This is a genomic window from Aeromonas sp. LsrichE-8G (assembly GCF_022869435.1).
Lineage (GTDB): Bacteria > Pseudomonadota > Gammaproteobacteria > Enterobacterales > Aeromonadaceae > Aeromonas > Aeromonas caviae.
The window spans coordinates 1-19,512 of the sequence record NZ_JALIHH010000033.1; the positions used below are offsets into that span (position 1 = coordinate 1).

A 19,512-nucleotide genomic window follows, 5' to 3' on the forward strand; every position below is an offset into this window, starting at 1 on the left:
GCTGCGAGCCGAAACCAGCCGTAAGGCAAGCTTGCGGAAGAAGCAGCAATTTGCGGGCATGAGCAGCCCATATCTGGAAAAGGTACTGGATGCTGGGTTAGCTGAACTGGCATCAATTTAACAATATGTTCACGCTCTCGCCCTGGGGGTGGTTCTTTATTAATTGGTGGAGCAATGGCCGAAGGCATTGAACAGATGAGAATATTGCTTGGTGTTGATGACAGCTTAGTCCCTGATGGCGAAATTGATCGCTATGTCGCTACCAACAATGTCACAGGGCAGGAGTGGAGTGAGGGGCGAGTCATCGCCGCTAGAGTCTTTGTGCTCGTGCGTTCGTTACAAGTTTCCAGTCGCTATGTCAATAACAACACCTATCAGGTTGGCGATATTCAGGTCCCGGGTAACGGCGATGGTTATCGTCGTTTGCTATTGGAGTCGAGCGTCTCATTACGTAATCCAGCGGTGATTGCAGGAGGAGGGAAATGAAATCCCAGAGCGGTGTGGCTCTGATCATAGCCCTGATCATTCTGGTGCCCCTGACCCTGATTGCCGTGGTGGTGATGCAATCTTCGGGGCAAGACCTCAAGATGGCAGGCTCGTCTGCCAGCTTCCGCCAGGCAGAGCACCGACTCGAAGGCATTATCGAAGCCGCTATACAGAGCAACAACATATCGACGGTGATTGCCGGCATGAGCGACACTCCGGGGGCCAGTGCGGCGATCAGCATCAATAGCAGCAATGCTTCGGCCGCGGTCGCTCTTGCTAATCGCACCGAAACCGTGTGCAAGAGAAAGATTGACGCCAGCAGCAGCAATGTGATTCCTAAGTGCAAGTATGTCGAGCTGCAGGCCAATGTGAATTATGGAAAATATGTTCGCCCGTTGACTTGGATTGCGGGTGTAGAACAACCACTGCTCACCGAATAGGAGCGAAGGATATGTGGTTACGACGACTTGGAGTGATTTTATGCTGGTGTAGCCTTGTGTTTGGCATTACATCGACGAGAGCCGATGACACCGAACTGTTTATATATGACTTTAACAAGGCCGGGGATTTTCGCCCCAAGGTGCTGCTGATATTTGATACATCCGGCAGTATGAAAGAAACAATGCAGGTGAGTGAAGCCTATGATCCCGCAACAATATATCCAGCATTACCTAATGACCCCGACACAAACAATAGCAAAAAGTACATATATTTCTCTTCAAATAGCAGTGTGCCTAGTATTACCAGTTCTGCCCGCTTCCCTGACAGCGTAAATGCATGCGCGACGTCAAAGCTCCCCTTGTCCAATGTAGGGCAGTTTGTTTCAGCTGTTTGGGTTTATAAGGAAACCAATTTTCTTTTTTGGCGATATTGGTCATGGGATTCCATCAGAGGTGAGCAAGAAAAAGATATAAAATTGGTAGATTGTCAACAGGATGTTACGGTAAGGAATACAGCCAATCCCTATAGTGGAACTTTGACAGTAGGGGCTGGTTACCCCATCAGGGGGAACTCTACCGCAACGGCAGCGTATACTGCAGATGTTACCAATGTCTATAATAACAATACAGGCATTACACTGTATTCTTCCAATTATATACGTTGGTATCACGGGCCAGGTAAACCAGTCAGCCAATCAAGGCTGAGTATTGCCAAAAATGCGGTGGCTGAGTTAATTTCATCAACACCTGGTGTGGATTTTGGTTTGGCAGTTTTTAATGAGAATAGCAGTAGAAACACAAATACCAATGGTGGTCGTATTGTCCGTAATATATTAGGAAGTGAAACAATCCTGGGTAATGGTAAGACAGGTGAGCAGGACTTGCTTGATAAAGTCAATGCATTGAATGCGGATGGCAACACGCCGTTGTGCGAGACCTTACAGGAGGCCTATCAATTCTTTGGAGGGATGAGTGTTGTCTACGGTACTCAGGGGGGTAGTTTATCGCCTGCCAGAGATACATCAGCTGAAAAGTCTGATGGTACTTATAAGGCTCCTTATGACAATTGTTCGAACAATGGTTATGTTATTTACATCACCGATGGTGAGCCGACTAGTGATGGTTCCTCTGATAATACTGTGATAGGTCTTATCAACACATTATCTGATAATGACAAGCGGGCTTATGGTACAGCAGTGTCATATGGTTCAGGTAGTAGTCGTGGGTCTAGTTATTTGGCTGCACTGGCTGGCTATATGAAGCACAATGATATTAACAGTACGATGGGTGATAAGCAGACGGTAACTACCTTCACTGTTGGGTTTGGTGATGAAGCCATTACCGGAGCGGGTAATTTGCTGGCCGAAACGGCACGGCGGGGTGGAGGGGAATATTATCCGGCAACCGATGCATCTGCCTTAAGTGATGCGCTGAAAGCATCACTATTGGCAATATTGCGTATCAATGCATCACTGGTGTCACCCGCCATCGCCAGCAATAACTTTGATAGAACACGTAGTAATAACAATATTTATTACGCGATGTTTGAACCAGACGCCGGCCCTAAGTGGAAAGGCAATCTAAAAAAATTAATGCTCTCTTCTGATGGTTATGTGGTGGATGCGAGAGGATTGCCGGCAATTAAACCTGATGGTGCTATTATCGATAACGCTCAAACCTTCTGGTCATCGGGCCGCGATGGCAACAAGGTGGCTGAAGGGGGAGCCCAAGAGATGCTGGCGGGGAAAAGCAATCGCAGTCTCTATGTCATCAACAATGCCCAGAACCGCCTCGATCAGCTGACCAAGGCCAATCTGGTGACGCAGGCTGGCAGTGAGGCGGCGCTCATGACCTTCATGCAGGCAGTTACGACGACTGAACTCGATTCCCTGATCAACTGGACCAAGGGGCTGGATGTCGACAACGAAGACTTTGATACCTCAACCCTGAACCGCCGCCATATCATGGGGGATCCCCTGCACTCCCGTCCGTTGGTGCTGAACTATGGCCCACAATCCGGCAGCCCGACGGATGCCCCCGACTTGCGGATAGTGTTTGGAACCAATGCCGGTTTCCTTCACATGTTCAAGGACATGGGTAAAACCGTAGACGAAAGCTGGGCCGCCATTCCCTATGAATTTCTGGCGAATCAGCAGGCGCTGCGTGCCAATGCCGAATCCGCTGACCACATTTATGGCGTCGACTCATCTCCCGTCGCCCTTATCAAGGATGCCAACCGTAATGGTGTATTGAAAGCCTCGGAAAGCGACTTTGTCTGGGTGTTCACCGGGCTGAGGAGTGGGGGCAAGGCTTATTACGCCTTCGACGTCTCCAGCCCGGATGCGCCGTCACTGAAGTGGCGTCTGAACAGTCTGACGACTGGTTTTGGTGAGCTGGGGCTGACCTGGTCGGTGCCTGAAGTCGCGCTTGTACCGGGAATCAGTGATCCCGTGCTTATTTTTGCTGGCGGTTATGACGTGAACAAGAGCTTGCTGGGATTGGGATCCAGTGACAGCATGGGGAGAGGTATCTACATCGTCAATGCCAAAACGGGGGCGTTGATATTCAGTGCAACCCCTTCTGATACTAGCAATCTCCAGGTCACAGAGATGACCGACAGCATGCCCGGATCGGTTGCAACACTCGACAGTGATGGTGATGGCAAGACCGACCGCATCTATGTTGGAGATACAGGAGGCAATCTTTGGCGCATGGATCTCCCCAGTACCAACAAGTCGGACTGGAGTGTATTCAAATTTGCCAGTCTGGGGTCGGACTCAACGCTGGCAGATGACCGCCGCTTCTTTACACAACCCATAGTAGTGCGCACCATCAACAAGGAAGTGACTCGTTCCGTGGTGGGGGGCAATATGGTCTATTCCTATCAGGATCGCCCCTTCGATGCGGTGCTGATCGGCAGCGGCGATCGCAACCGCCCTTCGTCTGAATCGACCGTCCGCAATGGCTATTTCATGTTGCGTGACTATGATGTCATGCCGCGTGCCACGAATGCGACGGTCAGAGACCCTATCCTGGTATCAGACCTCTACGATGTGACCAATGATCCTTTGTCGGTCCAGACGACAGTCGAAGGCACGCTGGCAATCAAGGCGGGTATTACCAGTGCCAAGGGTTGGGTCAACTGGTTGAACGCGAGGGGAGAGAAGTCTCTGGGGGCCGGGGTGGTCTTGCAGGGCAAGCTTTACTTCACCTCCTTCCTGCCTCAGGTGCAATCGTTCCAGCAATGCACCATTCAGTCTATAGGCGCGGCGCGTCAGTATATGGTGGACATGCACTATGGCAGCTCCTTCCGCTATGTGGTCGATCTCGATGGCAATGAAACTCCAGAACGCTACGTTGAAGTGCAAAACAAGGTGGCAGACGATCTGGTGGTACATGCCGGGGATGATGCCAAAATCCGCATCCTGGGGGGCGGCACCGGGGAAGAGGTCATCCTGAAAGATGAAGGGGATGGTGAGCCTGAGCGGTGTACCAGTGGCGGTGAGTGCGCCCAGGGGGCGGAAGAGGCTGAAATGGACATGTCGCCCAAGAAAATTTACCTCTACGAAGGAGAGGCGCAATGAAAACACGCAGCGGGGTGTTGGGTTTGTGCCTCTTGATATCCGGGTCTGTCTTGGCAGATGACATAAAATGTTATGTCGAGCTGGTTAACGGCCAGAAGGTTGTCCTGCACGGTACTGTGGCAGACAACACGCCAAAGGCGGTGCAGGATAAATTCAAACAAAGAGGATACGAGGTGGATGGTGCGGTACAGCCTGTGAAGAAAATCCTGGAATGCCGAACAGCGGAGGAAAATTTCCAGTCAAAAGAGGGTCAGCAACAGGATGCCCGTCAACTGCGATAGCGAAGAACTTCATTCAGAGGCAGATATTTGCCTGGGTAGATTGGGTGGTGCGGCCGGAGGGAGAGATGACCAGATTTATCTGGGCATTTCCCGAACGACACAGCGTGATGGTGGCATTGGTACCCAGGCTGGTGCCATCAGGGCTGAAGGTAGTGGAAGTTCGATTGTTTGCAGCAGTCAGCGAGTCAGATAGCTGAGGGCTTCTTGCCAGGATCTGCTCACCGTTATTGAAAATGTCATTGCCATTACCGTCGACGAACACGAGGAATTGGGTCGGATTGGCGGTGACACAATTGTCACTGGCATTGGCAAGGCACACAGTGACAGATTGCTGGTTGTCGATGGCTTGGCTGCGAGCAAAACGCAGATATTTCAAGAGTGTGCGAGATTCAAATTTCAAGGCATTCTCATTGAGCAGGCTCGACATGGCCGGTGCACCAATACCAAGCAAGATGACCCCCAGACTGACGGCGATCATCAGTTCCAGCAGGGTGAATCCTTTCTCGTCCTTGATCATGGCAGTATCTCCCTCGATTAGTTACATCTTATCTCCAGACAGCCAGAACACCAGCGCAAAGCCCAAGTGTTGAGCTGGCACAGCCAGCGCCTTTTCTTTATCATTCCCCATCATTTTCGAATTCAAGATGCATCGCCATGGCAAAAGCCCTCTCTCTGATGCTTGCCCAGTTAAATCTGACGGTAGGCGCCATCGAAGATAACTGTGACAAGGTACTGGCGGCAGCAGCCCTGGCCGATCAGCAAGGGGCCGATCTGCTGGTTTGCTCCGAGCTGGCCCTGACAGGATACCCGCCTGAGGATCTGCTGTTGCGCGCCGACCTGATGATCCGGGTCGAGGCTGCGCTGTCCCGCATCGCGGCATGGCAGGGACAATGTGCCATTCTGGTGGGCCATCCCTGGCGCGAAGAGGGGGCGCTTTACAATACGGCGTCTCTCTACGAGCGCGGTCAACTGCGGGCACGTTATTTCAAACAGGACTTGCCCAACTACGGGGTGTTCGACGAGAAGCGCTACTTCACTGCGGCGGCCGATACCTGTGTGGTGCCGTTCCGTGGCCATCAGCTGGGTTTGCTCATCTGCGAAGATCTCTGGCAGCCGGGTCCGGCGCTGGCCGCCAAGGCGGCGGGGGCCGAGCTGCTGCTCACCATCAATGCCTCTCCTTATGATCAGGAAAAACCCTGGATCCGCCGCGAGCTGATGGCGGAACGCTGCGATCAGACCGGCCTGCCGCTCATCTACCTCAACCAGGTATGCGGCCAGGACGAGCTGATCTTCGACGGCTGCTCCAAGGTGTTCAACAGCCAGGGCGAGCTGACCCACAAGCTTGCTCCATTTGCCGAAGAGCTGGCGCTGGTGCGCTTTGCCGATGGTCAGCCGGTGAAGGAGCGGGAACCCGCCGCACCGCTGGAGCCGTTGGCCGAGACCTATCAGGCCCTGGTGCTGGCGGTGCGCGACTATGTCACCAAGAACGGTTTTCAGGGCGCCGTGCTGGGCCTCTCCGGTGGTATCGACTCGGCGCTGACCCTGGCCATTGCGGCCGACGCCATCGGGGCGGACAAGGTGCAGGCGGTGATGATGCCGTTCCGATACACCGCCCAGATGAGCGTGGAGGATGCCAAGGAGCAGGCCGAGCGGATGGGGGTGGAGTTCAACATCATCTCCATCGAACCCATGTTCGAAGGCTTCATGACGCAGCTGGCACCTCTGTTTGAAGGGACCGCCCGCGACACCACCGAAGAGAACCTGCAGGCCCGCTGCCGCGGTGTACTCTTGATGGCGCTGTCCAACAAGCGCCGCCGTATCGTGCTGACCACTGGCAACAAGAGCGAGATGGCCGTGGGATATGCCACGCTGTATGGCGACATGGCGGGTGGCTTTGATGTGCTCAAGGACGTCCCCAAGACCCTGGTCTTCAAGCTGTGCGAATATCGCAACAGCGTGGAGTACGTGATCCCGCAGCGGGTCATCGATCGTCCCCCGTCGGCCGAACTGGCACCGGATCAGGTGGACCAGGACAGCCTGCCCCCCTATGACATTCTGGATGCCATCCTCAAGCGCTACGTGGAAGAGGATGCGTCTGTCGCCGACATGGTGGCGGAAGGTTTCGAAGAGGCGGTGGTACGCAAGGTGATCCGCCTGGTGGATCTCAACGAATACAAGCGCCGTCAGGCCGCCGTCGGCCCCCGCATCACTGCTCGCAACTTTGGTAAGGACCGCCGCTATCCCATCACGTCCGGGTTCGGCAAACAGAACTGGTAAGGAGTCACCATGAAGAAGATTGAAGCCATCATCAAACCGTTCAAGCTGGACGATGTGCGCGAGGCCCTGGCCGAGATCGGCATCAACGGCATGACAGTGTCCGAGGTCAAGGGGTTCGGCCGCCAGAAGGGCCATACCGAGCTCTATCGCGGTGCCGAGTACATGGTCGACTTCCTGCCCAAGGTCAAGGTGGAGCTGGTGGTGCAGGACGAGGATCTCGATGCCTGCCTGGAAGCCATTCAGAACACAGCGCGTACCGGCAAGATCGGCGATGGCAAGATCTTCGTCTGCGAGGTGGAACGCGTCATTCGTATTCGTACTGGTGAAGAGAACGAAGACGCGATCTGATGTGGTGGATGTGCCCTGTGATGAACAGCAAGAGTCTGTTGCCCTGATGTCGTTGTACCGTATCGGGGTCGTGGCGGCGTGCTTGATGGCACTCACCGCGTGCAGTACCCGGCCGCCGGCACAGCCGGAAAACCTGTGCCAGATCTTTCGGGAGAAACCCGAGTGGCACGAGGCGGCGCTCAAGATGAACGAGAAGTGGGGGACACCTGTCCAGGTAGTGATGGCCATGATGTACCAGGAGTCCTCCTTCGTGCATGATGCCCAGCCGCCAATGCAGTATTTCCTCTTCATCCCCACCGGGCGGGCCAGTTCAGCCTACGGCTATGCCCAGGTGAAAGACGAAACCTGGGCCGACTACCAGCGGGAAACCGGCAACGGCTGGAGCGATCGCGACGACTTTGCCGACGCCATCGATTTCATGGGCTGGTACACTCACAAGGCACAGCGGCTCAACGGCACGTCCAAGTGGGATGCCTATGGCCAGTATCTCAATTATCACGAAGGCTGGGGGGGCTACCGACGTGGCAGCTACCGCAGCAAGGGATGGCTGATGAAGGTCTCCCGCAAGGTGGAGGCCCGTGCCCAGCGCTACGGTGCCCAGTATCGACAATGCAAAGATCAGCTCTCCAGCGGGGGCTGGTTCTGGTAACCAATCAGGAGTCAGAAATGCCGTTATTGGACAGTTTTACCGTCGACCATACCCGCATGGCCGCCCCGGCAGTGCGGGTGGCGAAGACCATGCAGACCCCGAACAAGGACACCATCACCGTGTTCGACCTGCGTTTCTGCGTGCCGAACGAGGAGATCCTCTCCGAGCGCGGCATCCATACCCTGGAGCATCTTTTTGCCGGCTTCATGCGTGATCATCTCAATGGGAATGGGGTGGAGATCATCGACATCTCTCCCATGGGTTGCCGCACCGGCTTCTACATGAGCCTGATCGGTGCGCCGGATGAAGCCCGTGTTGGCGCTGCCTGGCAGGCAGCCATGAGCGACGTGCTGACCGTGCAGGATCAGGGCAAGATCCCCGAGCTGAACGAATACCAGTGCGGTACTTACAGCATGCACTCGCTGGAAGAGGCCCATGCCATCGCCCGCCATGTGCTGGAGCGCGGTATCGGTGTCAACCACAATGACGAGCTGGCCCTGCCGGAAGAGAAGCTGAAAAGCCTCTGATCCCGAGAAGGGAAGCATGAAAAAGGCCGGTCAATGACCGGCCTTTTTGCATCTGGTGGGATCAGGAGGGCAGTGGCATCACCCGATTGCGTCCCAGCTCCTTGGCCTTGTAGAGCAGCTTGTCGGTACGCTCGATCAGGGTGTCTGCCGTCTCCTGGGGGATGTATTCCCCCACACCGAACGAGGCGGTGATGTGATCGATGCGTCGCCCGGATTTGCGATCCAGAATCGACATCCGCTCGATGACGCGACGCAGGCTCTCGGCCATCTGGCGGGTCAGCGCCAGGGCGCGGTTTGGCACCAAGAGGGCAAACTCCTCACCCCCCAGGCGATAGGCGGTTATGCCCTCCTTGCTGGCCTCTCGCAGCCGCTTGCCGACGATGCGCAGCACCTGGTCCCCCAGCAGATGTCCGTATTCGTCGTTGAAGTTCTTGAAGCGATCGATATCGGTCAGGATCAGGGAGAAGGGCTGCTTGCTACGGATGAGGCTGTCCATCTCGAGATCGAAGGCGCGTCGATTGAGCAGAGACGTGAGCGGGTCCTCGGTGGCGAGCTTCCTCGTCTCGTTCAGGGCCTGTTTCAGCTCCTTTATCTCTTTCTCGGCGCTGCTGAGCTGGTTGCGAAAGTGGAGGGTGGACATGCGTACGTCACGTGACTCGCGCACGAGATCCCGCAGGATCCCCATGGTGTCTTCCAGGCTGAGCCCCTCGTCATCAATCTTGCTCAGCTTGTCGAAACTCTTGTCGAGCATCTCCTGAAACAGCCCGGTATCGGAGATGGCATCCTGCATCGAGTGACTCAGCTCGCTGGCCATGGCCGCCAGATTAAGTTTCATCGCCTCCATCTGCTGCTCGTCCTGAGCCGCAAGGTGCTGGTGGTAGAGACGCTCACAGGTGGTCAGGGAGAAGGTCCCCTGTTGTTTTATCGCCTGATCGACGGCATGGTTGAGTTCGGGCATGTCGCCGGAGACATAGCTGTACCAAAGGTGATAGTTGTTCGGCGTGGTGGGAATTTGATACTTGATCATCAGGGGAACCGCCTGTTTCAAATAGGCGGCAGATTGGGCGAACGAGTCCTTGCTCATGAGTTCCGAGTCTCACATACCTGCAAACTGTGTCCAGTATGACAGAGAGAATGGCCAAAAGGCAGTCGATGGATGCCATTAGCTCCCCCCTCCGATATAATGTCTGCGTTATTACCTACCCTAAGGCCTGCTTATGTCTCAAAAAGATCCTTTCCTCCAACGCGAGGCCGAAAAATACGAAAACCCCATCGCCAGTCGCGAGATGCTGCTGGAGCTCATCAAGGGCCATGAGAAACCCATGTCCCGGGAAGAGCTGGCCAAGGTCCTCAAGCTGACCGATGAAGAGCCGTTGGAAGCCTTGCGACGTCGTCTGCGCGCCATGGAGCGCGACGGGCAGCTCGTGTTCACCCGCAACCAATGTTACGCCCTGCCGGATCGCCTGAATCTGGTCAAAGGCTATGTGCTTGGCCACAAAGATGGATTCGGTTTTCTGCGCCCCGAGGGTGGTGGAGCGGATCTCTTCCTGAACAACCGCGAGATGCAGCGCCTGATGCATGGCGACTATGCCCTGGTGCAGCCGACCGAGATCGATCGCAAGGGTCGTCAGGAAGCGCGTCTGGTGCGCCTGCTCAAATCCCGCGAGGCAGACATCGTCGGTCGTTACTTCGTCGAGAACGGCGTCGGTTTCGTGGTACCCGATGACAGCCGCATCGGCCAGGACATCATCATCCCGGAAGGGGAGAACAAGGGGGCTCGCCAGAGCCAGGTCGTGGTCGTGCGCATCAACCAGCGCGCCACTGCCCGCTTCAATGCGGTCGGCACCGTCTTGGAAGTCCTGGGTGAGAACATGGCGCCCGGCATGGAGATCGAGATCGCCCTGCGTACCCACGGCATTCCGCACACCTGGCCGGAAGAGGTGACCAAGGAGGTCGCCGGTCTCGGCGAGCAGGTGCCGGAGAAGGCCAAAGAGGGTCGCATCGACCTGCGCGCCCTGCCGCTGGTGACCATCGACGGGGAAGACGCCCGCGACTTCGATGACGCTGTCTTTTGTGAAGCCAAGCGTGGAGGCGGCTGGCGCCTGTGGGTCGCCATCGCGGACGTTTCTGCCTATGTGAAACCGGGCACGGCCCTCGACACCGAAGCCTATCAGCGCGGCAACTCGGTCTATTTCCCCGAGTTCGTGGTGCCCATGCTGCCGGAGGTGCTCTCCAACGGTCTGTGTTCCCTGAACCCGCAGGTCGACCGGCTCTGCATGGTGTGCGAGATGACCATCTCCGCCGCCGGCCGCATGTCCGGCTACAAGTTCTACGAAGCGGTAATGAACTCCCACGCTCGCCTGACCTACACCAAGGTAGCGGCGATCCTGGACGGGGATCCCAAGCTGCGTCAGCAGTATGATCCGCTGGTGGGCCACATCGAGGAGCTGAGCAACCTCTACAAGGCGCTCAAGCATGCTCGCCATCAACGCGGTGCGGTGGAGTTCGAAAGCGAGGAGACCCGCTTTATCTTCAACGCCCAGCGCAAGATCGACCGTATCGTACCGCTGGTGCGCAATGACGCCCACAAGATCATCGAAGAGTGCATGATCCAGGCGAACGTGGCGGCCGCCCGCTACATCGAGAAGAACGAGGCCGCCGCCCTGTTCCGGGTGCACGACCGTCCGGGCGAAGAGCGTCTCACCGGTTTCCGCGACTTCCTGGCCGAACTGGGTCTGGAGCTCAAGGGGGGCCTGGAGCCCGAGCCGAAGGACTTTGCCGACCTGGCCGCCAAATTCGAAGGGCGCCCGGATGCGGAATTGCTCTCCACCATGCTGCTGCGCTCCATGCGTCAGGCCATCTATCAGGCCGACAACATCGGTCACTTCGGCTTGGCCCTGAAGTCCTACGCTCACTTCACCTCGCCGATCCGTCGTTACCCGGATCTCATCCTGCACCGGGCGATCAAGTACCAGACCGCCAAGGAGCAGCAGGGCAACCTGCGCCACAAGTGGACTCCGAGCGGTGGCTACCACTACCAGCTGGAAGAAGTGGACCCCATGGGCGAGCACTGCTCCATGACGGAGCGCCGTGCCGATGACGCCACCCGCGACGTGGCCGACTGGCTCAAGTGCGAGTACATGCTGGATCACGTGGGTGACGAGTTTGACGGCGTTATCGCCAGCGTCACCGGCTTTGGCTTCTTCGTGCGTCTGGCGGAGATCCACATCGACGGTCTGGTGCACGTCAGCACCCTCACCAACGACTACTACCAGTTCGACCCGCTGCACCAGCAGCTGATCGGCGAGAACTTCCGCCGCCGCTACCGTCTGGGTGACAAGGTGCGGGTCAAGGTGATGGGCGTGAACCTGGACGATCGCAAGATCGACTTCGTGATGGTGGAAGAGCCCCTCAAGGCCACCGGCAAGAACGCCAAGGAGATGGCGCGCAAGCAGGCCGAGATCAAGAAAGAGAAGGCCAAGAGCGCCCAGCGCCACGAGAAACGCAAAGAGGGCAAGGAGAGCGGTAAATCCGACAAGGGTGGCCGTGCCAAGCCCAGCAACAGACGACCGAGCAAAAAGGCTCGCGACAAGGCCAAGAGCACTAAATGAGTACTGAACTGATCTACGGCATTCACGCCGTCTCCGCGCTGCTGGAGCGCACCCCGGAGCGCTTCATCGAGGTGTGGGCTCTCAAGGGCCGCGATGACGAGCGGCTGCATCCCCTGCTGGCCGAGCTGGAGTCCCTCGGTATCAGGGTGCAGAGCGTGAACCGCAAGACGCTGGATGACAAGGCGGAAGGCAACAATCACCAGGGCATCATGGCCAAGGTGATTGAAGCGTCCAAGCTGGCCGAGCACGACCTGGCCAGCCTGCTGGACGATCTGGCGGCGCAAGAGACAGCGCCCTTCCTGCTGGTACTGGACGGGGTGACCGATCCGCACAATCTCGGCGCCTGTCTGCGCAGTGCCGATGCGGCCGGGGTACATGCGGTGATCGTGCCGCGGGACAAGGCCACAGGCCTCACGTCCGTGGTGCGCAAGGTCGCCTGTGGCGCCGCCGAAGTGGTGCCGCTCATCCAGGTCACCAACCTGGCCCGCAGCCTGCGCGAGCTGCAGGAGCGCGGCGTCTGGATCGTGGGTACCGCCGGTGAGGCGGATCACGATCTCTATCAGGCCAAACTCACCGGCCCCATGGCGCTGGTGATGGGGGCCGAAGGCAAGGGGATGCGCCGCCTGACCCGCGAACATTGCGACGAGCTGGTGAGCATCCCGATGGCGGGGGCAGTATCCAGCCTCAACGTCTCGGTGGCGAGCGGTGTCTGCCTGTTCGAAGCCGTGCGCCAGCGCCGCGTCTGACAAGACGATGACCGACAGACCCCCCTTTGTCTGGGAACGGGTTGCAGATGAGCAGGAGGCCGAGCGCCTCCTCTCTTTTGTCCGCTCCCTGACCTTGCCCCCTCGCACCTGCCTCTGGCATGCCGGTGACAGTCCGGCACTGCTGGTCAGGGTGGAGGAGGGGTTGCTGCGGGCCAGGGTGGTGCTGGCGGATGGCCGCGAGTACATCAAGGAATTCTATTGGGAGGGGGACGAGTTTCTCGACTTCCACCACCTGCTCAGCGGTGAGCCCGCCCGCTACAGCGTGGAGGCGCTGGAGCCTTGCCGGCTGCAGCTTCTTCCGCTGGCGGATCTGCGCCGACTCCCTTGCTGGCCCGCCTGGTATCACCATCTCCTTGAAGTGCAACTGCGCATCAAGGAGGAGAAAGAGCTGTTGCTGCTGACCGGGGGTCCAGAGGCGCGCTATCAGCATTTTCTGCGAAGCTTCCCCGCGCTGGATGCCAGGGTCCCGGATCACCAGATTGCCGCCTATCTGGGGATCACCCCCATCAGCCTGAGCCGCATCCGCAGGCGGCTGAAAACGCGCGTTCAGGGTTGAGCCAGAAGGGATTGCCGATGAACCTGGGCAGAGATCGGCTCTTTGTCGGCCATGTCCGCATTGGATGAGAAGGGGGGCAACTTAACCAAGGTTAATGCCCCTCGTCGGGAGCAAGATTATGCTGTCAGACCCCATTAAACAGGAGTCATTCATGAACTGGAGTATGAAATCCTGGTCCGAGCTGACCACGGATGAATTGTATGAGCTGCTTGCCCTGCGCGCCGAGGTGTTCGTGGTGGAGCAGACCTGCCCTTTCCAGGATCTGGACGGGCTGGATCGCCGTGACGGCGTGCTGCATCTGCTCGGCCGTGAGGGAGATCACCTGGCGGTCTATGCCCGCATCATGGCGCCCGGCATTGGTGATGACAGCGGCGCAGCCATCGGCCGTGTGGTCACCTCTCCCACGTCGCGGGGGGGCGGACTGGGTCACCGCCTGCTGGCGCAAGCGGTCAGAGAGTGCGAGGCACGCTGGCCTGCACACAGCATCTGGCTCGGTGCACAGGCCCACCTGCAAGGTTTCTACGGCCAGCATGGTTTCGTGGCCGAAGGGGAAGGGTATCTGGAAGATGACATCCCTCACATGGGGATGCGAAGGGAGCCTACCTGACATCGTCAGGCGCCAGGAAAGGGGCAAGTGGCCCCTCACCCGTGGCGCATCGCATGGTTTTTTTGCTACCCCGTGGCCATGTGGTCGTCAGCCCGGGGTGAGATACCGCCGCGCTGATCTGCCTGCGGCTCTCTCTGTCGGGACACCGCCCCGGTCAGGGCGGTGCGGCATCAGGAGGGCTGGGGTGGTTCAGGGAGTGACCCGGGTGGTGAGGGTAAATCCCTCTTCACTGGAGGCCAGCGTCACCTGAACCTGGCCCAACTCGGTCAGACTGCCCACATGGGTGCCGCCACAGGGAATGGTGATCTCCCGACCCTCCAGCATGCCATGCCAGTAGCGGGAATCGATGATGGCCTCACCGGCCCGGCTGCGGCGGATCTCGCCTCCCTCTTTGAGCCAGCGCATCAGCTGCTCGTTGACCTGGAGCGCTATCCTGTCGAGGTCGGCCAGCAGTGCCTCGCTGTTGATTCCCTTTTTTCGAAGGCTCTTGCCGATCCGGTACTGCTCCTTTGATCCTCTGGGCTCGACCCGGGAGTGCTGGATGGCGAGGCGGTCGAAATCCGGCTGCCCGAGAGCGTCAAGCTCGCTCGTCTCCTTTCGCCAATAGGGCGTGAGCGCCCGATTGAGGGCCAGTGCCACCAGGTGGCAGGCGCTGTGGCCAAGGCTCAGGGCATGGCGTGCCTCGGCATCCACTGTCAGTTCCACAGGCGAGCCAATGGCAAGGTGATGGGAACCGGCGAGGGGATGCACCACCACGAAAGCCCACCCATCAGCCCCTCGCTTGACCGGAATCTCCGTATCCACGAACAGCTCGCCCTCGGGACTGATGGCGCCCATGCGGCAGGGGCCCACGGCCGCTTCCCCCCCTTCCCAGCGCACTGTGCCCACGTCACCGGGTTGATCGGGCCAGAGGTGGCTCTGGGGATGAAAGGGGGTGAGGTCGGTGACCAGCAGGGTCGGATCCCCCTGTTTGCAACAGACGACGCTGGCCTGTTCCTGATGGTGGCCCAGTACGAAGCTGGCTCGGGTATGTTCCATGGCAGGGCTCCCGCAACGAGATGATGAGAAGGGAAAGGGGCAGCATACGCGAAAGTGCGAAGAGGCTCATCAACCCGGGTCAATGAGCCTCAAGATGGCGTTAGAGGGTGGTGACCAGCAGATAGGCATTGAGGCCGATCACCAGGGCGACGATGAGGCGCCCCACGGCCTGGGTGACGGGGTGATTGCGATGTGCCCCCATCAGGGCGCGATCACCGGTCAGGATCAGCAGCGGAATGAGAGCGAGGGCGATGCCGAAGCTCAGCACTACCTGGCTCAACACCAGAATTTCCGTGGTGTTGAGGCCCATGGCGATCACCACGAAGGCGGGGGCCATGGTGATGGCTCGGCGCAGCCAGAGAGGGATGGTGAAGCGCACGAAGCCCTGCATCACCACTTGGCCGGCCAGCGTGCCCACCACGGTAGAGCTGATGCCGGAGGCGACCAGGGAGAGGCCGAACAGGGTGGCGGCTGCCGGTCCCAGCAGGGGCGTGAGGGTCTGGTAGGCCGTTTCCAGCTCGGCCACCTGCTGGTTGCCGGAGCTGTGGAAGGCGGCCGCCGCCATGGCCATCATGGCCAGGTTGACGAAGCCGGCGATGGTCATGGCGATGGCCACGTCGACCCGGGTGCTGTGCAGTCGCTGGGTCACCGTGCCCTGCTCCTGGGTGTGCTGGGTCAGGGCCGAGTGGAGATAGATGACATGGGGCATCACGGTGGCACCAAGCACGCCGGCAGCAAGATAGACAGCATCACCATTGGGGAGACCGGGGAAGAGTGCCCCTTCCAGCAGACTCGGCAGATGGGGGCGCGAGAACACCAGCTCGACGATGTAGGCGGCGGCCACGAACAGCAGCAGGCCCCCCACCACGAACTCCAGCGGCTTCTGGCCGCGGGATTGCAACATCAGGATCCCCCAGGTGACCACCGCGGTGATGCAGGCACCTTCCAGCAGGGTGATGCCGAGCAGCAGCTTGAAGCCGACCGCAGCGCCGATGAACTCGGCGAGATCGGTGGCCATGGCGATGATCTCGGCCTGCACCCAATAGGCCCAGACTGCGGGCCTGGGCAGGCGATCACGAATGTGTTCCGCCAGGTTCTTGCCAGTGACGATACCGAGCTTGGCCGAGAGGGTCTGCACCAGCATGGCCATCAGATTGGCCCACACCACTACCCACAGCAGTTGATAGCCGAAGGTGGAGCCGGCTTGGATATTGGTCGCAAAATTGCCCGGGTCGATATAACCGATGGCGGCGATGAAGGCGGGGCCGAGCAGGGTCAGCTTGAATTTGCGGGCCGGGATGGCCGTGGTGAGCGCAGGTTGCATACTGTCATCCTCCGTGGGGATATGAGGAGAGTATGGATCTAAATGATAATTGTTATCAATTAAAGTTTTGTATCGGGCTCATCGAGAAAAACATCTTGCTTCGCCAGTTGCAGTGGGAGAGGTGATTTCGTACAATACGCCGCCCTAGAAAGCAGCGTCTAAACATCACTATGTTCCTTGCCTCCGAGGTCTGGCTGCACCTGGGCGGAGGCTGAATTAATCCGTAAGGAGCTAAAATGCGTCATTACGAAATCGTCTTCATGGTTCATCCGGACCAGAGCGAGCAAGTACCTGGCATGATCGAGCGTTACACCGGCGCTATCACCACCGCTGGTGGTACCATTCATCGCCTGGAAGATTGGGGCCGTCGTCAACTGGCTTACCCGATCGACAAGCTGCACAAGGCTCACTACGTTCTGATGAACGTAGAAGCTGAACAGGCCGTTATCGATGAGCTGGAAACCAACTTCCGCTTCAACGATGCCGTTATCCGCAACATGATCATGCGCACCAAGCACGCCGTGACTGAAGTTTCTCCGATGGCCAAGGCCAAGGAAGAGCGCTTCACCCGTCGTGACGACGAGCGTCGCGAAGATGCTGTTGAAGCGTCTTCCGAAGAGTAATTCTTAGATCACCGCATTAGAGGATAAAGGCCATGGCACGTTATTTCCGTCGTCGTAAGTTCTGCCGCTTCACCGCCGAGAACGTTACCGAGATCGACTACAAAGATATCGTTACTCTGAAAAACTACGTCACTGAATCTGGCAAGATCGTACCGAGCCGTATCACCGGTACCCGCGCCAAGTATCAGCGTCAGCTGGCACGCGCCATCAAGCGTGCTCGTTACCTGGCTCTGCTGCCGTACACCGATCTGCACAACAAGTAAGAATCGGCCCGGCGCTTACGCCTAACTCAACGAAATTTATAGAGGAAAGGTAATGCAAGTTATCCTGCTCGATAAGATCGCCAAACTGGGCGGTCTGGGTGACCAAGTTTCCGTTAAAGCTGGTTATGCCCGTAACTACCTGATCCCGCAAGGCAAAGCTGTTATGGCCACCAAGGCCAACATCGAAGCCTTCGGTGCTCGTCGCGCTGAGCTGGAAGCCAAACTGGCTGCCAACAAGGCTGCTGCCGAAGAGCGCGCTGCCAAGCTGGGTGAGCTGGCTGCCGTTGTCATCGCCTCCAAGTCTGGCGACGAAGGCAAGCTGTTCGGTTCCATCGGTACCCGTGACGTGGCTGAAGCCATCACTGCTGCCGGCGTAGCCGTTGCCAAGAGCGAAGTCCGCATGGGCAACGTTCTGCGTAACACCGGTGAGTACGAAGTTGTTGTTCAGCTGCACGCTGACGTCAAAGCAACCGTACAAATCCAGGTTGTTGCTCTGTAATAGCGTTCCGCTCTTGCAGAAAAACCCGCGCACATGCGCGGGTTTTTTATTTTCAGATCAAGGGGTAAAGTGAAGGTCTGTTCCTCTGGAGGAGAACCTTTATGGCTGCCTGGGTTGAAGGTCGGGTCATCGAGCGCATCGAGTGGACACCCACCTTGCTCTCCCTGCGTGTGGAGGCGGAACTTGCCCCCTACAAGGCGGGTCAATTCACCAAGCTGGCCCTGGAGCAGGGCGAGCGTCGCGTCCAGCGTGCCTACTCCTTCGTCAATCCTCCCGGCACGCCCTATCACGAATTCTATCTGGTGGAGATCCCCGGCGGTGAACTGAGCCCCTCTCTCGGTTCTCTGCAGGTGGGCGACAGCCTGCTGGTGCAGTCCCAGGCCACCGGTTTTCTGACCCTGGATGAGATTCCCCCGGGACGGGATCTCTGGCTGCTCTCAACCGGCACCGCCATCGGCCCCTTCCTCGCCATGCTGGCCGAGGGACAGGTCTTCGACCGCTTCGAGCATCTGGTGCTGGTACATGGGGTGAGAAAAGGGGAAGAGCTCAGCTATCAGCCGCTTATCGCCAGTTTTGCCGAGCAGCATGGCGAGCGTTTTCGCTATGTTCCCTTCGTCAGTCGTGAGACCTGGCCGGAGGCGATGGCAGGGCGCATCCCGGCAGCCATCGTCGATGGCAGCTTGCAGGCGAGGGTGGGGCTGAACTTCTCCCCCGAGTTGAGCCAAGTGATGATCTGCGGCAACCCCGCCATGGTGAAAGAGACTCAGCAGACCCTGCTCGGGCTGGGGCTTGCCAAGAACCTGCGTCGCGCTCCCGGCAATATCAGCATGGAAAACTACTGGTAGGGGAGATGACTCCAGGGGCCACAGGCCCCTCAACCATGTCCATGGGTATGCTGGTCAGTGTTTTTGGTGGCCGTTGCCGCCGTGCTTGTTCCTGGGCTTGTCATGGCCCTGACCCGGGTTGTTGCCACTGTGAATGCTGCGGTTGTAATGGTCGCGGTATTTGCCATCCATGTTGTCGCAGTTGAGCTGGATACGGCTGGTCCGGGTGCTGACATCCAGGCAGTTGTGCTGCCACCACTCGTACTCCTTGTCGTCCCAATCCAGGCTTACCCGGCCCTGGTCGGTGGAGATCCGGATGTCGTCACCGTGTTTGGAAGGGGGGCAGCAAAGGCCATTCCCTGAACCAGAAGCAGGGAGAGCAGCAGTGCGCCGCGGGAAGTCATGGTCATGTGGGTCATCGCATCAAGGCTCCTGTCAGGGGGATCATTGATCCGGTTGCGTGCTGATCTGGTTGGTGCTGGGGGGCTGGTTGCGCTGCGTCTCATCCTCCAGATTGAGGTTGATCCTCTTGCAGTCGGCGGCGGCCGTGTCACCGCTCCCGAGATCGAAGCAGTTGCTTTGGGACCAGTCAAACTGCGTGTCATTCCAGTCCAGATTGAAGGTCAGCGCATCCACGGAGAAGGTCTGGCTCCCTTCGTCCTGTGCCAGGGCGCTACCGGTGATCAGAAAAAGAGAGAGCAACAAAGCCGTCGTTCTGTTCATGATGTCCTCGAGTCGTGTTCGGTGGAAATGAGTGTAATGCGGCGGGCTTAACCCGAGCATAACCGCAGATGTCCTTCAGGTTCGG

At 58.1% G+C, this 19,512-nt stretch carries 21 protein-coding genes and 2 pseudogenes; 17 read left to right on the top strand and 6 right to left on the bottom strand.

The genetic code is table 11. From position 1 onward, the window contains the following. The 5 genes and pseudogenes from MUW49_RS07135 to MUW49_RS07155 all read left to right on the top strand — a co-directional run. Positions 1-121, top strand: a pseudogene (locus tag MUW49_RS07135) (ISAs1 family transposase); the annotation flags it as partial. 53 nt (positions 122-174) lie between these two features. Beyond that, a complete protein-coding gene (locus MUW49_RS07140; protein ID WP_348521184.1) occupies positions 175-486 on the top strand; it encodes a PilW family protein in 312 nt (103 codons plus the stop codon). Next, entirely contained in the window at positions 483-926 is a 444-nt protein-coding gene (gene tppD, locus MUW49_RS07145) for a type IVa pilus pseudopilin TppD (protein WP_069785400.1), read from the top strand. Before MUW49_RS07140 ends, tppD begins: the two co-directional genes overlap by 4 nt. 11 nt (positions 927-937) lie before the next feature. Then, a complete protein-coding gene (locus MUW49_RS07150) occupies positions 938-4,510 on the top strand; it encodes a PilC/PilY family type IV pilus protein (protein ID WP_128296386.1) in 3,573 nt (1,190 codons plus the stop codon). Next, positions 4,507-4,791: a TapY2 family type IVa secretion system protein gene (locus MUW49_RS07155; RefSeq protein WP_128296385.1), complete on the top strand. Its 285-nt coding sequence runs from the start codon at positions 4,507-4,509 to the stop codon at positions 4,789-4,791. Before MUW49_RS07150 ends, MUW49_RS07155 begins: the two co-directional genes overlap by 4 nt. A gap of 13 nt (positions 4,792-4,804) precedes the next feature. Here the strand turns inward: MUW49_RS07155 and MUW49_RS07160 are convergent, their stop codons facing one another. After that, entirely contained in the window at positions 4,805-5,308 is a 504-nt protein-coding gene (locus tag MUW49_RS07160; protein ID WP_010673109.1) for a GspH/FimT family pseudopilin, read from the bottom strand. 137 nt (positions 5,309-5,445) lie between these two features. Between MUW49_RS07160 and MUW49_RS07165 the strand changes: the two genes are divergently transcribed. Genes MUW49_RS07165 through luxS form a run of 4 tightly spaced genes read left to right on the top strand, consistent with a single transcriptional unit; the run spans position 5,446 to position 8,592 of the window. Further along, positions 5,446-7,068, top strand: a complete 1,623-nt coding sequence (locus tag MUW49_RS07165) for an NAD+ synthase (protein WP_124243877.1) — start codon at positions 5,446-5,448, stop codon at positions 7,066-7,068. Positions 7,069-7,077: 9 nt separating this feature from the next. After that, on the top strand, positions 7,078-7,416 hold the full coding sequence (glnB, locus tag MUW49_RS07170) for a nitrogen regulatory protein P-II (protein WP_005308848.1): 339 nt from the start codon (positions 7,078-7,080) through the stop codon (positions 7,414-7,416). Positions 7,417-7,462: 46 nt separating this feature from the next. Then, complete coding sequence (locus MUW49_RS07175) at positions 7,463-8,065, top strand: transglycosylase SLT domain-containing protein (protein WP_041214486.1); 603 nt, start codon at positions 7,463-7,465, stop codon at positions 8,063-8,065. Between the two features lie 17 nt (positions 8,066-8,082). Then, positions 8,083-8,592 (top strand): S-ribosylhomocysteine lyase, encoded by a 510-nt coding sequence (gene luxS, locus MUW49_RS07180; protein ID WP_010673112.1) that lies wholly within the window; start codon positions 8,083-8,085, stop codon positions 8,590-8,592. 61 nt (positions 8,593-8,653) lie between these two features. On the opposite strand, the gene MUW49_RS07185 is transcribed toward luxS, so the two are convergent. After that, complete coding sequence (locus MUW49_RS07185) at positions 8,654-9,676, bottom strand: GGDEF domain-containing protein (RefSeq protein ID WP_041214487.1); 1,023 nt, start codon at positions 9,674-9,676, stop codon at positions 8,654-8,656. 133 nt (positions 9,677-9,809) lie between these two features. Between MUW49_RS07185 and rnr the strand changes: the two genes are divergently transcribed. The 4 genes from rnr to MUW49_RS07205 all read left to right on the top strand — a co-directional run bounded on the left by rnr (position 9,810) and on the right by MUW49_RS07205 (position 14,133). Further along, entirely contained in the window at positions 9,810-12,203 is a 2,394-nt protein-coding gene (rnr, locus tag MUW49_RS07190) for a ribonuclease R (protein ID WP_010673114.1), read from the top strand. Continuing rightward, positions 12,200-12,949, top strand: coding sequence for a 23S rRNA (guanosine(2251)-2'-O)-methyltransferase RlmB (gene rlmB, locus MUW49_RS07195; protein WP_103244209.1), 750 nt, complete (start codon positions 12,200-12,202; stop codon positions 12,947-12,949). Before rnr ends, rlmB begins: the two co-directional genes overlap by 4 nt. A gap of 7 nt (positions 12,950-12,956) precedes the next feature. Further along, positions 12,957-13,526, top strand: coding sequence for a Crp/Fnr family transcriptional regulator (locus MUW49_RS07200; protein WP_069784675.1), 570 nt, complete (start codon positions 12,957-12,959; stop codon positions 13,524-13,526). A gap of 151 nt (positions 13,527-13,677) precedes the next feature. Beyond that, positions 13,678-14,133: a GNAT family N-acetyltransferase gene (locus MUW49_RS07205; protein ID WP_069784676.1), complete on the top strand. Its 456-nt coding sequence runs from the start codon at positions 13,678-13,680 to the stop codon at positions 14,131-14,133. A 189-nt stretch (positions 14,134-14,322) separates the two neighbouring features. Here the strand turns inward: MUW49_RS07205 and MUW49_RS07210 are convergent, their stop codons facing one another. Both MUW49_RS07210 and MUW49_RS07215 read right to left on the bottom strand, forming a co-directional pair. Continuing rightward, the gene (locus tag MUW49_RS07210) at positions 14,323-15,171 is read right to left on the bottom strand and encodes a hypothetical protein (RefSeq protein ID WP_102983751.1); all 849 of its coding nucleotides are present in this window, start codon (positions 15,169-15,171) and stop codon (positions 14,323-14,325) included. Between the two features lie 100 nt (positions 15,172-15,271). Further along, on the bottom strand, positions 15,272-16,495 hold the full coding sequence (locus MUW49_RS07215; RefSeq protein WP_104451878.1) for an Nramp family divalent metal transporter: 1,224 nt from the start codon (positions 16,493-16,495) through the stop codon (positions 15,272-15,274). Between the two features lie 236 nt (positions 16,496-16,731). On the opposite strand from MUW49_RS07215, the gene rpsF reads away from it, so the two are divergent. The 4 genes from rpsF (at position 16,732) to MUW49_RS07235 (ending at position 18,725) form a co-directional block, all read left to right on the top strand. Then, the gene (gene rpsF / locus MUW49_RS07220) at positions 16,732-17,118 is read left to right on the top strand and encodes a 30S ribosomal protein S6 (protein ID WP_005331771.1); all 387 of its coding nucleotides are present in this window, start codon (positions 16,732-16,734) and stop codon (positions 17,116-17,118) included. Between the two features lie 32 nt (positions 17,119-17,150). Then, positions 17,151-17,381 carry a 30S ribosomal protein S18 gene (rpsR, locus tag MUW49_RS07225; protein WP_005313392.1) on the top strand — a complete coding sequence of 77 codons (231 nt, stop codon included), beginning with the start codon at positions 17,151-17,153 and terminating at the stop codon, positions 17,379-17,381. Between the two features lie 52 nt (positions 17,382-17,433). After that, positions 17,434-17,880: a 50S ribosomal protein L9 gene (rplI, locus tag MUW49_RS07230; RefSeq protein ID WP_010673120.1), complete on the top strand. Its 447-nt coding sequence runs from the start codon at positions 17,434-17,436 to the stop codon at positions 17,878-17,880. A 101-nt stretch (positions 17,881-17,981) separates the two neighbouring features. After that, positions 17,982-18,725, top strand: coding sequence for a ferredoxin--NADP reductase (locus MUW49_RS07235; RefSeq protein WP_102949180.1), 744 nt, complete (start codon positions 17,982-17,984; stop codon positions 18,723-18,725). A gap of 54 nt (positions 18,726-18,779) precedes the next feature. On the opposite strand, the pseudogene MUW49_RS07240 reads toward MUW49_RS07235, so the two are convergent. Together MUW49_RS07240 and MUW49_RS07245 are read right to left on the bottom strand one after the other, a co-directional pair. Beyond that, positions 18,780-19,108 (bottom strand): annotated as a pseudogene (locus MUW49_RS07240) (hypothetical protein). A 40-nt stretch (positions 19,109-19,148) separates the two neighbouring features. Beyond that, positions 19,149-19,427, bottom strand: coding sequence for a hypothetical protein (locus MUW49_RS07245; RefSeq protein ID WP_050485177.1), 279 nt, complete (start codon positions 19,425-19,427; stop codon positions 19,149-19,151). Positions 19,428-19,512: the final 85 nt, after the last annotated feature.

Excerpts from the sequence above, each read along its gene's own strand:
- MUW49_RS07140 (WP_348521184.1), top strand. The coding sequence starts at position 175 with ATGGCCGAAGGCATTGAACAGATGAGAATATTGCTTGGTGTTGATGAC.
- tppD (WP_069785400.1), top strand. The coding sequence starts at position 483 with ATGAAATCCCAGAGCGGTGTGGCTCTGATCATAGCCCTGATCATTCTG.
- MUW49_RS07150 (WP_128296386.1), top strand. The coding sequence starts at position 938 with ATGTGGTTACGACGACTTGGAGTGATTTTATGCTGGTGTAGCCTTGTG.
- MUW49_RS07155 (WP_128296385.1), top strand. The coding sequence starts at position 4,507 with ATGAAAACACGCAGCGGGGTGTTGGGTTTGTGCCTCTTGATATCCGGG.
- MUW49_RS07160 (WP_010673109.1), bottom strand. The coding sequence starts at position 5,308 with ATGATCAAGGACGAGAAAGGATTCACCCTGCTGGAACTGATGATCGCC.
- MUW49_RS07165 (WP_124243877.1), top strand. The coding sequence starts at position 5,446 with ATGGCAAAAGCCCTCTCTCTGATGCTTGCCCAGTTAAATCTGACGGTA.
- glnB (WP_005308848.1), top strand. The coding sequence starts at position 7,078 with ATGAAGAAGATTGAAGCCATCATCAAACCGTTCAAGCTGGACGATGTG.
- MUW49_RS07175 (WP_041214486.1), top strand. The coding sequence starts at position 7,463 with ATGTCGTTGTACCGTATCGGGGTCGTGGCGGCGTGCTTGATGGCACTC.
- luxS (WP_010673112.1), top strand. The coding sequence starts at position 8,083 with ATGCCGTTATTGGACAGTTTTACCGTCGACCATACCCGCATGGCCGCC.
- MUW49_RS07185 (WP_041214487.1), bottom strand. The coding sequence starts at position 9,676 with ATGAGCAAGGACTCGTTCGCCCAATCTGCCGCCTATTTGAAACAGGCG.
- rnr (WP_010673114.1), top strand. The coding sequence starts at position 9,810 with ATGTCTCAAAAAGATCCTTTCCTCCAACGCGAGGCCGAAAAATACGAA.
- rlmB (WP_103244209.1), top strand. The coding sequence starts at position 12,200 with ATGAGTACTGAACTGATCTACGGCATTCACGCCGTCTCCGCGCTGCTG.
- MUW49_RS07200 (WP_069784675.1), top strand. The coding sequence starts at position 12,957 with ATGACCGACAGACCCCCCTTTGTCTGGGAACGGGTTGCAGATGAGCAG.
- MUW49_RS07205 (WP_069784676.1), top strand. The coding sequence starts at position 13,678 with ATGAACTGGAGTATGAAATCCTGGTCCGAGCTGACCACGGATGAATTG.
- MUW49_RS07210 (WP_102983751.1), bottom strand. The coding sequence starts at position 15,171 with ATGGAACATACCCGAGCCAGCTTCGTACTGGGCCACCATCAGGAACAG.
- MUW49_RS07215 (WP_104451878.1), bottom strand. The coding sequence starts at position 16,495 with ATGCAACCTGCGCTCACCACGGCCATCCCGGCCCGCAAATTCAAGCTG.
- rpsF (WP_005331771.1), top strand. The coding sequence starts at position 16,732 with ATGCGTCATTACGAAATCGTCTTCATGGTTCATCCGGACCAGAGCGAG.
- rpsR (WP_005313392.1), top strand. The coding sequence starts at position 17,151 with ATGGCACGTTATTTCCGTCGTCGTAAGTTCTGCCGCTTCACCGCCGAG.
- rplI (WP_010673120.1), top strand. The coding sequence starts at position 17,434 with ATGCAAGTTATCCTGCTCGATAAGATCGCCAAACTGGGCGGTCTGGGT.
- MUW49_RS07235 (WP_102949180.1), top strand. The coding sequence starts at position 17,982 with ATGGCTGCCTGGGTTGAAGGTCGGGTCATCGAGCGCATCGAGTGGACA.
- MUW49_RS07245 (WP_050485177.1), bottom strand. The coding sequence starts at position 19,427 with ATGAACAGAACGACGGCTTTGTTGCTCTCTCTTTTTCTGATCACCGGT.